The sequence below is a fragment of the Streptomyces acidiscabies genome (assembly GCF_020010905.1).
Taxonomy (GTDB): domain Bacteria; phylum Actinomycetota; class Actinomycetes; order Streptomycetales; family Streptomycetaceae; genus Streptomyces; species Streptomyces acidiscabies.
On record NZ_JAGJBY010000001.1, the window covers coordinates 273981 to 286830 of the forward strand.

The window sequence follows — 12850 nt, forward strand, 5'->3', positions numbered from 1 at the left end:
ACGGGACCGAGTATTCCTGAGCGCCTCCGCTCTTTGCCTTCGGGATGCCTGTCCGTTCACAGCACAGGCCGGCGCCAACCACACCTCAAGGTTCACATTCATAGACAACGATCAAGTACGTGACTCTTGACGTGTCCACACCGTGAGCCTACTTTCCAGAGAAAGCGCTTGCTATCGCCCGGATACCCCAGATCCGGGAGCTCTACCTGTTCACGTACACACCCCTCAGTCATGTACTCGAACGGAGCCGCACGATGCACCAGCGATCAGCGAGAACAGCCGCCCTCGCCTCCTCCGCCCTCCTGGCCGGCACCCTCGTCGCCTTCACCGGCACCTCCCCGGCGACCGCCGCGACCGTCCGCCAGGAGGCCGAGACCTCCCCGGCGGTCTGCACGGGAACCATCGACTCCGACTGGACCGGCTTTTCAGGAACCGGTTTCTGCAACGGGACCAACTCCACGAGCGGGTACGCCCAGTTCACGGTGAACGCGGCCGTCGCCGGGACTGCGACGCTCAACATCCGCTTCGCGAACGGGACTTCGGCCGCCCGCCCGGCCTCCCTCGCCGTCAACGGGACGACCGTGCAGACACCGTCCTTCGAGGCGACCGGCGCGTGGTCGACCTGGGTCACCAAGACGCTGACCGTCACGCTCAACGCGGGCAGCAACACGATCCGCCTGACGCCTACGACGTCGGAGGGGCTGCCCAACGTCGACTACGCCGAGGCAACGACCACCGACTCGACGACACCGCCCGCGACCGGCGCGCTCTACGTCTCCCCGACCGGCACCGACAGCGCCGCCGGCACGCAGTCCGCGCCCACGACGCTCACCTCGGCGATCAGCCGCGTCACCGCGGGCGGCACGATCTACCTCCGGGGAGGGACGTACAACCAGTCCGCCACGGTGACCATCCCCCAGACCAGCAACGGGACTTCGGCCGCACGGACCACCCTCACGGCGTACCCGGGCGAGACCCCCGTGCTCAACTTCTCGGCACAGAGCGAGAGTTCGTCGAACCGCGGGCTCCAACTCTTCGGGTCGTACTGGAAGGTGTACGGGGTCGTCGTCGAGCGGGCCGGGGACAACGGGATCTACGTCGGCGGCAGTCACAACGTCATCGAGCGGACCATCACCCGCTACAACCGTGACACCGGGCTCCAGTTGGGGCGGATCGCCTCCTCCACGCCGAGCAGCGACTGGCCCTCGGACAACCTGATCCTCAGCGCCGAGTCGCACGACAACGCCGACTCCGACGGGGAGGACGCGGACGGGTTCGCGGCGAAGCTGACGACCGGGACCGGGAACGTCTTCCGCTACTCCGTCTCGCACAACAACATCGACGACGGCTGGGACCTCTACACCAAGACCGACACGGGTCCGATCGGTCCGGTCACCATCGAGGACTCGCTCTCCTACAGCAACGGCACGCTGTCCGACGGCACCGTCAACTCCAACGGCGACCGCAACGGGTACAAGCTCGGCGGCGACGACATCGCCGTCAACCACGTCGTACGGCGCAGCATCGCCTACCGCAACGGCAAGCACGGGTTCACGTACAACAGCAACCCGGGGTCGATGGCCGTCTCCAACAACCTCAGCATCGACAACACGACCCGCAACTACTCGTGGGACGCGGGGACTTCGGTGTTCCGCACCAACACGTCCTGCCGGTACGCCGTCAGCGGCTCCAACGACAAGACGATCGGGGACGCCGACAGCACGAACCAGTTCTGGACCGGCACCAACGGCTCGCGCTGCGCGTCGAGTTGGTCCGGTGCGCTGAAGTGGTCGTTCGCGTCGGACGGCAAGCTGGTGGTGACGCTGGGCGGGGTGGTCGTGACGCTGTGATCCACTGACGGCGATACGGCGAGCGGGCCCGCCTGTTGCCTGGGCGGGCCCGCTCGCGGCGACTTCGGAAACAGCTCGGTCTGGGGGAGCCTGCCCAGACCGAGAGGCCGCTCAGCTCAGCCCGAGCGCCCGCGCCAACTCCCGGTATCCGGCAGCCGAGTTGCCCTCCCCGGCCTCCAGCAGCTGCACCACCACATGGTCGGCCCCCGCCTCGACATGCGCCCGCAGCCCCGCCGCAACCGCCTCCGGCCCGCCCTGCACCGCCAGGTCGGCGAGAAGCCGGTCACTGCCGGGCGCGGTCAGGTCCTCGTCGTCGTAGCCCAACGTCCGGAGGTTGGCGGTGTAGTTGGCGAGTGCGAGGTAGGGCGCTACCCGCTCGATGGCCAACTTCCGCGCCCGTACCGGGTCCTGGTCTAGGACGACCTTCTGCTCAGTCGCCAACACCGGTCCCTTGCCGAGGATTTCACGCGTACGACGGGTGTGCTCCGGGGTGACGAGGTAGGGGTGCACTCCGGCCGCCCGGTCCCTGCCCAACCGCGTCACCTTGGGCCCGAGCGCCGCCAATACCCGGCGACTGACCGGGACTTGGGCCTCATCGAGGACGTCGAGGTAGTCGTTGAGCGCCTGGTACGGCCGTGCGTACTCCTGCGTGGCCTCCCGGTGCCCGGCGCCGATTCCCAACAGGAAGCGGTCGGGGTGCCGTTCGACCACCCGGTGGTACGCGCGAGCCACCTCCGGCGCCGGGCTGGCCCAGATGTTCACGATCCCCGTCGCGATCACCAGCGTCTCGGTCGCGTCCAGCAGCCGTTCCACCGTGGAGAATTCGGAGACCGGGAGGTTCCCGAGCCACAGGGCACCGAAGCCGAGCGCCTCCAGTTCCACGGCAAGCTCGGACGGTGTCTCGGAGATCCGCCAGACACCGTATGTACCGAGGCCGAGGGGCGCGGGGTCGCTGATCGTCGTCATACCCGGGCCAACCACTCCACCCCCACCCCTTATTCCGATCCCCATCGAAATAATCCCCTCACCATGGCAACTCCCTCCCGTGCACCACCTCCATCCGCGAAACCGCCCTGGTCAGCACCACGTACAGCCGGTGCCACCCTCGCTCCTCCCCCTCCACGATCGCCACCGGCTCGACGACCACGACATGGTCGTACTCCAGCCCCTTCACCACCCCTGCCTCGACGACCTCGACCCGGTCGCCCGACATCCCCTGGAACCGGTCCACTTGGCCGTCGGCGACGACCACCCCCACCGATCCCTCCGACTTCAGCGCCCGCCGGACGGCCTCCGCCACCCCGTCGTACAGCTTTCCGGCGGATGCGACCCGGGTGACCCTCAACTCCCCTCCCCCACGCAGGGATCGAGCGGCGGGGACCCGGACCTCCAGCCTTCCCAGGACCCGGTTCGCCAGTTCCAGCACGACACCGGGGACGCGGAAACCGACAGTAAGCGGTACCACAACGGCGTCGGGTTTCCCGAGGTGGCGCATCTGCTCGGGCCACGAGCGGGCCGCCCAGGCCGTGGTCCCCTGGGCCAGGTCGCCGAGGACGGTCAGGGAGCCGAACTCGACGCGGCGGGCGATCGCGCGGCACTCCATCGGGGAGAGGTCCTGGGCCTCGTCGACGACGACGTGGCCGTACCCGGCGGGGTGGGTGATAAGACCTGAGAGTTCGTCCAGAAGGACCAGGTCGGCGGCGGACCAGCGGACCGATTTCCAGGAGCGGGCCGGCCGCGTCCAGGCCAGCGCCGTGCGCTCCTGGGCCGACAGGACGCCGTCGGCGTACCGGTCCAACTCCTCGCCGCCACACAGGAGTTCGTACACCACCTCCTCCGGCCGGGCCTTCGGCCACACCGCGTCGACGCAGCCGCCGACCGCACGCTCCACCCGTCGTACCCAGGCGGCATTCCGGGTCCCGCTGCGGCGCTCCGCCTCCGCGCGCATCCGGACGACGATCCGCGTCCGTACGCGCTCGCGGCCGATCTCGTACGGCGGCTCCTCGGCGAGGACGGCCCGGACGATCGCGGCGACCTCGCTCGCCGGTACCCGCCAGCGGTACGACCCCTCCTGGACCACGGCGCCCTGCGCGTCGTCCGCGCGGACCCGGCCGTACAGCGCACGGCGTAGTACCTCCGCCATGCGGGGGTCGTGCTTGAGGACGGCGGCGGCGCGGGGGTCCGTTCCGGTGACCGGGTGGAGGGCGATCTCTTCGAGGAGGGTCGACTGGCGGACGCCGGTCTCGCCCAGGGAGGGGAGCACCTCGGAGATGTAGGAGAGGAAGGTGCGGTTCGGGCCGAGGATCAGCAGGCCGGCGCGCTGGATGCGGCGCGGGTGCGTGTAGAGGAGGTACGCCGCGCGGTGGAGGCCGACGGCGGTCTTGCCGGTGCCGGGCGCGCCCTGGACGCAGATCGAGTCGCCGAGTTCGGCGCGTACGAGGTCGTCCTGTTCGGGCTGGATCGTCGCGGCGATGTCCCTCATGGGTCCTACCCGGGGACGCTCCAGCTCGCGGGCGAGGAGACCGGCGACGGCAGTATCGACCCCGGCCTCGACGTCGTACCCCTCCGGAGCTACGGCGCCGGGTCCCTCTGCGGAGGTAGTACCCCCCAGCCACTCGTCCTCCAGCCCCGTCAGATCCCCCGAGTTCCCCCGGCTCCCTGCCGCCCACCCGAAGCGCCGCCGGACATCCACACCCTGTGGATCGCGGGCCGATGCCTGGTAGAACGCCCGGGAGATCGGTGCCCTCCAGTCCACGACCAGCGGCGGATCGGCGGGCCGTTCGCTCACCCGGACCCGGCCCACGTGATGGGCGCGGCCGTCCCCGAAATCCAGCCGTCCGAAGAAGAGCGGCCCCTCCGGCAGCTCGTGCAGCGCCTTCGCGTGGCTGCGCAGCCGGTACCCGAGGACCTCCGCGTCGGCGCCCGATGCAGAAACGTCCTCACCTGCGACGACCTGCTCGTCGGCGCCGTTCACCATCGCCTCGAAGGCGGCCCGGCAGCGGTCGTGATGGGCTCGCTCGTGCCGTAGGGACGCTTCCAGTTCAAGCTCGCCAGTCATGGCACAAGCCTAAACCCATAACTTAACCGAGTCACATTTTTAACTCAGACCACCTTCGGGTTTCCCGCCTTCCGGCCTCCCGCTCCCCGGCTCCCCGTACAGAACCTCACGCGCCTGATCGGCCGCCCGCGCGATGCTCTCGGCCACGAAGTCCATGAACCGGGCCATGTTCTCCAGCCGTACGGCCGCAGGCGTCCCGGCGCCTAGTACCCCCACCCCCCTACGAGCCACCTCCCCCAGGTAGGCGGTCGCCTTCGCGCTGGCGATGGTCGACTGGTACATCACGTCGTCGTCGACGACATACCGCTCCCGCCGCCGCCCCTCCGCCTCACGCTCCCGCCGCACCAGCCCCTGGGCCTCCAGGAACGCGATCGCCTTCGACACGGACCCCCCGCTGATCCCGAGCCGCCCCGACAGCTCCCCGGCGGTCAGGCTCCCGCCGTCCGTGACGTAGAGCGCGGCCAGCACCCGGGACGTCATGTTCGGCAGCCCCTGCTGGGTGAACAGCGTCGCGAACGCCTCCTCGTACTCCCGCACCGCCTCCGCGTCGCGCCCCTCGACCGCCACCACCACACCGGCCGCACGGGGCGCGGCCTTCTTGCGCCGGTGCGCGCGGGTCTCGGTGGCCCGGTGCGCGAGGTCGGCGCGATACCCAACCGGCCCGCCGTTGCGCATGACTTCACGCGTCACCGTGGACGTCGGCCGGTCGAGCCGCCGCGCGATCTCCGCATAGGCGAGCCCATCCCCCAGCCCCACCGCGATCTGCTGACGCTCCTGCTGACTGAGCCTGCCTCCAGGCATCGCACCCTCCTCCACCGACCTTCGAGAACCTCGCCAGCATAGCTTTCAATCCTGATTCATTGCAACGCACACACCTTCGCGCATTGCGTTAAAGATAGACCCGTTGCAACGATTTCTAGGCTTTGACCTGCATAAATAACACTTCATCGCAACGAGTTCATTGCCAGATCCGCCAACGCAACGTAGCTTTTCCAAAGTCAGAAACAACGAAGCGAAGGACAGGAACCATGCAGAAGTTCGACACCCCCGCCGTCATCACCGCCACCCTCTCCATCCCCGCCGGCCGTATCCAGCTCATCGCCGCCGACCGCACCGACACCACCGTCGAGATCCGCCCCGCCGACGCCGGCAAGTCCCGCGACGTGAAGACGGCCGAGCAGACGACGGTCTCGTACGACGCGGGCGTCCTGCGCATCGAGAGCCCCACGCCGAAGTCCCAACTCCTCGGCGGCCAGGGCTCGGTGGAGGTCACCGTCCAACTCCCCGCCGGTTCGCGGGTCGTGGCCAAGGCGGGCGCCGCCGAACTGCGCGGCGTCGGCCGGCTCGGCGACGTCACCTTCGACGGCGGCTACCGCGAGGTCAAGCTCGACGAGGCGGCCAGCGCCCAACTCACCGTCCACGACGGCGACATCACGATCGGCCGCCTCACCGGGCCCGCCGGGATCAGCACCCAGCGCGGCACGATCCGCGTCACCGAGGCGGTGCGCGGCGCCGTCGGCCTCAAGACCCAGCAGGGCGACATCGAGATCGGCGCCGCGCAGGGCGTCTCCGCCTCGCTGGACGCGGGGACTTCGTCCGGCCGGGTCTCCAACTCCCTCAAGAATTACGGCACTTCGGACCTCGTCATCACCGCCACCACTTCCCAGGGCAACATCACCGCCCGCAGCCTCTGATCCCGGAAAAGAGACCCTGACATGACCGAACTCGCCATCTCCGCCAGCGGATTGCGCAAGTCCTACGGCGACAAGACCGTCCTCGACGGCATCGACATCGCCGTACCCGAAGGCACCGTCTTCTCGCTGCTCGGCCCGAACGGCGCGGGCAAGACGACCGCCGTGAAGATCCTCTCCACACTGATCACCCCGGACGGCGGCGAGGCCCGCATCGCCGGGCACCAACTCTCCACCCAGGCCCAGGCGGTGAGGTCGGCGATCGGTGTCACCGGACAGTTCTCGGCGGTCGACGGGCTGATCACCGGCGAGGAGAACATGCTCCTCATGGCGGACCTCCACCACCTCTCCAGGAGCGAAGGGCGGCGCGTCACCGCCGAGTTGCTCGCCCGGTTCGACCTCACCGAGGCCGCGAAGAAGCCGGCGTCGACGTACTCCGGCGGGATGAAGCGGCGCCTCGACATCGCGATGACCCTCGTCGGGAGTCCTCGCGTCATCTTCCTCGACGAGCCGACGACCGGGCTCGACCCGCGTTCCCGGCACAACATGTGGCAGATCATCCGGGAGTTGGTGACGGGCGGGGTGACCGTCTTCCTCACGACCCAGTACCTCGAAGAGGCCGACGAACTCGCCGACAGGATCGCGGTGTTGAACGGCGGGCGGATCGTCGCGGAGGGTACGGCCGAGGAGTTGAAGCGGCTCGCGCCGGGGGGCCACGTCAGACTCCGGTTCGCGCACCCGGCGCCGTACCAGGACGCGGTGGCCGCGTTCGGCGAGGCGTCCCGGCAGGACGACTCGCTCACGCTCCAGATCCCGAGCGACGGAAGTCAGCGCGAACTGCGGGTCGTGCTGGACCGATTGGACGCGGCCGGGGTCGAGGCCGACGAACTCACCGTGCACACACCGGACTTGGACGACGTGTTCTTCGCGCTGACCGAGAGCTCGACCGGCGCATCGTCAACTGGGGCCTCGGCAACTGGGGCATTGACCGCCGACCACTGAACACGGTCGGCACTGCCCCCGCCCCCGCCCCACCCCGACCCCTCACCCCTCACCCCTCACCCCTCACCCCTCACCCCTCACCCCTCACCCCTCACCCCTCACCCCTCACCAGCATCCCCAACTCCCTTCAGGAGACCGCCAGATGAGCACCCTCTCCCTCGCCGCCCGCGACTGCTCCACCATGCTCCGCCGCAACCTCCTCCACGCCCGCCGCTACCCCTCCCTCACCCTCAACCTCCTCCTCACCCCGATCATGCTGTTGCTGCTGTTCGTCTACATCTTCGGCGACACGATGAGCGCCGGCATCGGCGGCGGCGACCGCTCCGACTACATCGCCTACATCATCCCCGGCCTGCTCCTGATGACCATCGGCTCCACCACGATCGGCACGGCCGTCTCCGTGTCGAACGACATGACCGAAGGCATCATCGCCCGCTTCCGCACGATGGCGATCCACCGGGGCTCGGTGATCGTCGGGCACGTCATCGGCAGCGTGCTGCAATCGGTCGCGAGTGTCGTCCTCGTCGGCGCGGTCGGCGTGGCCATCGGGTTCCGGTCGACGGACGCGAGCGTCCTGGAGTGGCTCGCCGCGTTCGGCCTGCTCGTCCTCTTCGCCACGGCGCTCACCTGGATCGCCGTCGGCATGGGGCTGGTCAGCCCGAACGCCGAGGCCGCGAGCAACAACGCGATGCCGCTGATCCTGCTGCCGCTGCTGTCCAGCGCGTTCGTGCCGGTCGACACGATGCCGGGGTGGTTCCAGCCGATCGCCGAGTACCAGCCCTTCACCCCGGCGATCGAGACCCTGCGCGGTCTCCTCCTCGGCACGGAGATCGGCAACAACGGCTGGATCGCGGTGGGTTGGTGCGTCGGCCTGACGGTCCTCGGCTACTTCTGGTCGACCGCGAAGTTCGACCAGGACCCCAAGTAGACGTCATGACAGGGCCGTTCACTCACAGGCGGCGCACCCCGGCAACTGCCGGTCGTGCGCCGCCTGTTGGCCGTACGAAGCACCCGCCCGACCCCCACCTCACGAACCCCCCGCCACCAACTCCCCCACCGCAGCCGCCAACACCCCGAACGCCCGCTCCGCCTCCGCCACCGCGTCCCGGCCGACCTCCTCCAGCGGCTCCCCCTCCGCGATCCGCCGCCAGTTGTCCAGCGCCAGGATGCGGCGTACGGCGATGATCTGCCCGGCCGCGAGCCGTGCCGGGAGGGTGCCGCCGAGGGCCTCACCGAGGGCCTCCTCGGACCGCTCCAGGAAGCCGTACAGCCGCGCGACCAGCGACGGCGTGCCATACAGCAAGGCGTAATACGCCCGTACCTGAGGGTGATCGTTGAGTCCGGTGACCGGGTCGCGCGCCTCCAGTCCCGCCAGGAAGTGGAGCCGCAGCGCCTCCACCGGCGCGAGCCCCCGCGCCCGCCCGGCGGTCACCACCTCCGCGGCCTCCCGCTCGTGGTCCGCGAGGCGGTGCAGGACGAGGTCCTCCTTCGCCGGGAAGTACCTGAACAGCGTGGGCTTGGAGATCTCCGCGGCGGCGGCCACCTCGGCGACGGACACCTCGTCGAAGCCCCGTTCGATGAACATCCGGACCGCGATGTCCGACACATCCCGGTACATCCGCTGTTTCTTGCGCTCCCGCAAACCGCTCTCACTCATGCGACGAGCGTACGCAGCGTAGCCCTCGCGGGGTCTCACCCGGTGAGCGCGAGCCCCAGGTAGGGGTTGGCGGCGCGGGGGACGGGGAGGCCGAGGACGTCGAGGGCGGCTTTCAGGGTCTGACCGTACGAGTCGACGGCGCGGCGGACGTTGGGGGCTTCGAGTGCCTCTCTGCTGACGAGGCGGTCGAGGTCGATGTAGGCGGAGCGGACGATCTCCAGCCACCGGTACACCAGCCAGTCGTTCTCCCACCCGGCGACCCGCTCCGCCCCGAGCTTCTTCACCCACCGCTCGAACATCCGCTCCCTGATGGCCTGTTTGGTCGGCGTCAGGTGCATGTGCCGGACCAGGTCGTACAACGGGTCCCCGACAATCGCCAACTCCCAGTCGATGATGGTGAATTCGGCGGAGTCGTGACGGCGGACGAGGTTCCAGGGGTTGAGGTCGCCGTGGAGGAGAGAGGGGGCCCGGCGGGTGATGCGGTGCCGACCCAGCAGCTTTTTCAGCAAGTTGGCCTCGGGGAGCCCCACCTCTCTCGCCAACTCGGCTGTGCCTTCTGGAAGTTCCCAGACCAGGTCGACCAGGAAGGAGGTCAACTGCCCGTAGAAATCGCGGCTTTCGGCCTCAGGGTCCAGCGACTTCCAGTCCACCCGCGTCAACGCGCACAACTGGTCCACCAGCGCGTCCGCCTCGAACGGCCGCAGTCCGTCCACCGGGTGCCGGGGGGCCCGCTCGGGGTCCGGACCGGCGTACGTGTGGATCGCGAACGGGTCGTCGTGGTAACTCTCCCCGAGCGCAAGGGTCTTGGGGGCCAGCACCGGTACGTCGGAGGCGTGGATGGCGCGCAGCACCGCGTGTTCGTACAGCGGACGCCGCTCCCGCCGCCGTACGTCGGGGAGTTCACGCCGTACGACGACCGGAAAGCCGATGCCCGGGACCTCGACGACGGTGTTGAGGTGTGAGGCGCCCTTGAACACCTGGTCGGCGCCGGCCGCGCCCTCCGCGAGGAGCACGGCCTTCACTTGCTCGACCCCGAACTCCTCGCTGAGCGGCACCCGTTCGGTGTCGAGCCGGCAGTCGAACGCCTTGCCGAGCCAGTCCCGGCCGCTGACCTCACCACCGCGCCGGGCGGCGAGCCAGCGGAACAGCGCCGACTCGATCTCCGCCCGGCCCGGTACGGAACGCAGCCTCAACGGCCGTTCGGCGACCCGCATCGCCCGCTCGACCTCGCGGGTCGCTCGGTCCAAGTCCCGTTGTGTGAAAGAGGAGTCGAGGGACCGCGCGGCGCGCATGACGTCGGGGTAGAGGGACTGGGCCCGCTCGAAGTCGAGGTAGTGCCGCAGGTCGGAGTCGAAGCCGGTGACGGCCACGGGCCGCACCCTGCGCATCGCCGACTCCCAGGCCCCGAGCACCTCGCTCCACTGGTGCTCCGGGTAGCGCATGCGCACCAGATGGGTGGCGAGATCCTGCAACGGGTCGCCGAACGTGGCGAGTTCCCAGTCCACGGTGACCACCTCCGCCTCCACCGGGGCGTACGGCAGGATCAGGTTGTCGCGGTGGAGGTCGGTGTGCAGCAGGCTGTACGGCCGCTGCGCCATCGTCGGCACCCGCTCGGCGAAGCGCGTCAGCGCGTCCTCCGGGACGCCGAGCGAGCTGAACAGGCCGCCGAAACCACGCCAGTTGGGCAGCCTGATCTGCCGGTCAGCCTCCATGGCAAGGGTCTTGAGGAACGCCTGGCTGTCGGCACCGTGGGCGGGCCAGCCCGAAGGCAGCGGCGGCAGTACCGTACGCCGTACCCGCGTCATCTGGGCCAGCAGTTCGGTCAGCGCCGACATGAGCCGGGCGTCCACGGGTTTGCCGTCGCCGCAGACCGTCGACAGCGGCACACCCTGCACATAGCTGTGGATGCTGAAGTCCCGGGCGCGCAGCAAACAGGTCGGCGCGTGTGGCAGATGCGGGCGCACGGCTTTCAGGATCGCGCCCTCGTCCTGCCAGGTCCGGATCACCACCGGCACCGCCTCGCGCCGCCTGACCCGCACCAGCACGGTCGTACCGGCCTGCTCTCCCAGTCTGTCGGCCAGGAACTCCGGCAGTTCGCACACGTAGTTGTCGTTGTGATGGCCGCTGGCGACCGGTGCCTTGTTCTTGGCGTCCTCGACGAACGACGACAAGGCGGCGCTGGGCTTGATCACTGACCGCTCCGATGGACTCACGCTGGTAGGACAGGCACGCGATGTGTGTAACGACCCAGTGGGGACGTGGGTGTAGTCACCACTCCTGGGTGTCTGCCTGTTCGACAGCGCGGGCGGGGGAGTCGTCCGGCCATGGTAGTCAACTCCCATTACACCAAGGTCACTTGGCGAGAGTTCTCCACACCGACTCGAACCATGTCCGCATGCTCTCCACGAAGACGGAGGCGGCCGAGTCCGGGTCGGAGTCCTGGACTTGGTGAGTGAGGGTGGCGCCGTACCCAAGCACGTCGAGTGCTTCGACCTCCTCCCCCGTGTCCAGGACGATGGGACGCTCGACCACCTCGTACGGACCGAACAGCACACTGCGGTGGTTCAGCAGGTAGAGCTTGAACGTCGGTGTCAGGGGCACGTACCTGACCTCCAGGGAGATGTCCTCCACCACGTTCCGCGCCTGGAGGTCCGTGAACGCGCGGGTGAGGATGGCGAGGTGCTCCCGGGTGATGCCCTGCGTTCGCTCCTGCAACCGCCGGTCTTCCCAGGCGCCTTTGACCTGCGGATACGACAGTGCACCGTTGGGCAGCAGCATCCGCAGTGCGATCCGTCTGGGGCTGATCTGTCCCGTGTAGATGCGCTCCATCTGATACAGCATGTGTGCACTCAGCGTCTCGGACGTCAACGTATAGACATCCAGGGTGACTTCGGGCTCCTCGAACGCCTCGGCGAGCAGCGGCCCCAGGGACAGTGCCCGGCCCTTGCGCTGCGGATCCCCGGAGGATATGCGCCGGGTCTTGAACACCACCCTCGATCCGCTGCCCTGCCGGGACTGGATCCACCCGTCGCTGGCCAGCTCCTTCAGCACCCGTTGGACGGTGTCCCGGGAGACGCCGAACTCGTCCGCCAGATTCCGCTGCGACGGCAGGAAACCCCCTACGGGGTAGACCCCGTCGGTGATCCGGGTGCGCAGTTCTCCGGCGACACGATGGAACTCCCTGCCGCCGCCGTCGCCGATCTGTTGCTCGCCCACTCTTCGACCGTACCGCCGTCGCTCCGGCGACAAACCACTTTCAGTCAAATCCACCGGCCAACTGGACTGCCCGTTAAGGGATCTACCGACCAGGGAAAGACCACCTTACGTCAACCAGTCCAATTGGACTGCTAGTTGCAGGCTTCACCGAGAGTTGTCGGGAGGTGAAAGAACATGCTCCTGTTGTCCACCCTGACGGAATCCTTCAGCCTGGCCCTGGGCCTCCTGGCCCAGGCACGGCTCGGCCCCTCCGGCGTCTTCCTGTTGTTCCTCCTGGGAGTCGGACTGCGAGCCCGGCACAGCGGACTCGCAGTCGCCTCCGCCACATTGCTGACGGTCCTCATGATCCAGGCGTGAGGAAGACTTCCCCAACCGC

The 12850-nt window shown here is 68.8% G+C and carries 11 protein-coding genes; 5 read left to right on the forward strand and 6 right to left on the reverse strand.

The annotated features are described in order from the left end of the window. Positions 1 to 254 precede the first annotated feature (254 nt). Positions 255 to 1850 carry a right-handed parallel beta-helix repeat-containing protein gene (locus J8M50_RS01160; protein ID WP_010351603.1) on the forward strand — a complete coding sequence of 532 codons (1596 nt, stop codon included), beginning with the start codon at positions 255 to 257 and terminating at the stop codon, positions 1848 to 1850. Between the two features lie 111 nt (positions 1851 to 1961). Here J8M50_RS01160 and J8M50_RS01165 read toward each other — a convergent pair whose 3' ends face one another. From J8M50_RS01165 to J8M50_RS01175, 3 genes are read right to left on the reverse strand one after another with little or no spacing between them, the layout of a single operon-like run. Further along, positions 1962 to 2816, reverse strand: a complete 855-nt coding sequence (locus J8M50_RS01165; RefSeq protein WP_010351605.1) for an LLM class F420-dependent oxidoreductase — start codon at positions 2814 to 2816, stop codon at positions 1962 to 1964. A gap of 58 nt (positions 2817 to 2874) precedes the next feature. Then, positions 2875 to 4908: a HelD family protein gene (locus tag J8M50_RS01170; RefSeq protein ID WP_010351606.1), complete on the reverse strand. Its 2034-nt coding sequence runs from the start codon at positions 4906 to 4908 to the stop codon at positions 2875 to 2877. 39 nt (positions 4909 to 4947) lie between these two features. Next, positions 4948 to 5709 carry a GbsR/MarR family transcriptional regulator gene (locus J8M50_RS01175; RefSeq protein WP_010351607.1) on the reverse strand — a complete coding sequence of 254 codons (762 nt, stop codon included), beginning with the start codon at positions 5707 to 5709 and terminating at the stop codon, positions 4948 to 4950. A 227-nt stretch (positions 5710 to 5936) separates the two neighbouring features. Here J8M50_RS01175 and J8M50_RS01180 point away from each other — a divergent pair, with 227 nt between their 5' ends. From J8M50_RS01180 to J8M50_RS01190, 3 genes are all read left to right on the forward strand, one after another. Next, positions 5937 to 6602, forward strand: coding sequence for a DUF4097 family beta strand repeat-containing protein (locus J8M50_RS01180; protein ID WP_010351608.1), 666 nt, complete (start codon positions 5937 to 5939; stop codon positions 6600 to 6602). Between the two features lie 21 nt (positions 6603 to 6623). After that, on the forward strand, positions 6624 to 7601 hold the full coding sequence (locus J8M50_RS01185; protein WP_010351609.1) for an ATP-binding cassette domain-containing protein: 978 nt from the start codon (positions 6624 to 6626) through the stop codon (positions 7599 to 7601). Positions 7602 to 7743: 142 nt separating this feature from the next. Then, on the forward strand, positions 7744 to 8529 hold the full coding sequence (locus J8M50_RS01190) for an ABC transporter permease (RefSeq protein WP_010351610.1): 786 nt from the start codon (positions 7744 to 7746) through the stop codon (positions 8527 to 8529). A gap of 99 nt (positions 8530 to 8628) precedes the next feature. Here J8M50_RS01190 and J8M50_RS01195 read toward each other — a convergent pair whose 3' ends face one another. The 3 genes from J8M50_RS01195 to J8M50_RS01205 all read right to left on the reverse strand — a co-directional run bounded on the left by J8M50_RS01195 (position 8629) and on the right by J8M50_RS01205 (position 12474). Then, entirely contained in the window at positions 8629 to 9258 is a 630-nt protein-coding gene (locus J8M50_RS01195) for a TetR family transcriptional regulator (protein WP_029183555.1), read from the reverse strand. 35 nt (positions 9259 to 9293) lie between these two features. Then, a complete protein-coding gene (locus tag J8M50_RS01200) occupies positions 9294 to 11450 on the reverse strand; it encodes a phosphotransferase family protein (protein WP_010351612.1) in 2157 nt (718 codons plus the stop codon). A gap of 160 nt (positions 11451 to 11610) precedes the next feature. Further along, positions 11611 to 12474 carry a GntR family transcriptional regulator gene (locus tag J8M50_RS01205; RefSeq protein ID WP_010351613.1) on the reverse strand — a complete coding sequence of 288 codons (864 nt, stop codon included), beginning with the start codon at positions 12472 to 12474 and terminating at the stop codon, positions 11611 to 11613. A 174-nt stretch (positions 12475 to 12648) separates the two neighbouring features. Here J8M50_RS01205 and J8M50_RS01210 point away from each other — a divergent pair, with 174 nt between their 5' ends. After that, a complete protein-coding gene (locus J8M50_RS01210) occupies positions 12649 to 12831 on the forward strand; it encodes a hypothetical protein (protein WP_010351614.1) in 183 nt (60 codons plus the stop codon). The last annotated feature ends 19 nt before the right edge of the window (positions 12832 to 12850 follow it).

Excerpts from the sequence above, each read along its gene's own strand:
- J8M50_RS01160 (WP_010351603.1), top strand. The coding sequence starts at position 255 with ATGCACCAGCGATCAGCGAGAACAGCCGCCCTCGCCTCCTCCGCCCTC.
- J8M50_RS01210 (WP_010351614.1), top strand. The coding sequence starts at position 12,649 with ATGCTCCTGTTGTCCACCCTGACGGAATCCTTCAGCCTGGCCCTGGGC.
- J8M50_RS01190 (WP_010351610.1), top strand. The coding sequence starts at position 7,744 with ATGAGCACCCTCTCCCTCGCCGCCCGCGACTGCTCCACCATGCTCCGC.
- J8M50_RS01165 (WP_010351605.1), bottom strand. The coding sequence starts at position 2,816 with ATGACGACGATCAGCGACCCCGCGCCCCTCGGCCTCGGTACATACGGT.
- J8M50_RS01180 (WP_010351608.1), top strand. The coding sequence starts at position 5,937 with ATGCAGAAGTTCGACACCCCCGCCGTCATCACCGCCACCCTCTCCATC.
- J8M50_RS01185 (WP_010351609.1), top strand. The coding sequence starts at position 6,624 with ATGACCGAACTCGCCATCTCCGCCAGCGGATTGCGCAAGTCCTACGGC.
- J8M50_RS01175 (WP_010351607.1), bottom strand. The coding sequence starts at position 5,709 with ATGCCTGGAGGCAGGCTCAGTCAGCAGGAGCGTCAGCAGATCGCGGTG.
- J8M50_RS01195 (WP_029183555.1), bottom strand. The coding sequence starts at position 9,258 with ATGAGTGAGAGCGGTTTGCGGGAGCGCAAGAAACAGCGGATGTACCGG.
- J8M50_RS01170 (WP_010351606.1), bottom strand. The coding sequence starts at position 4,908 with ATGACTGGCGAGCTTGAACTGGAAGCGTCCCTACGGCACGAGCGAGCC.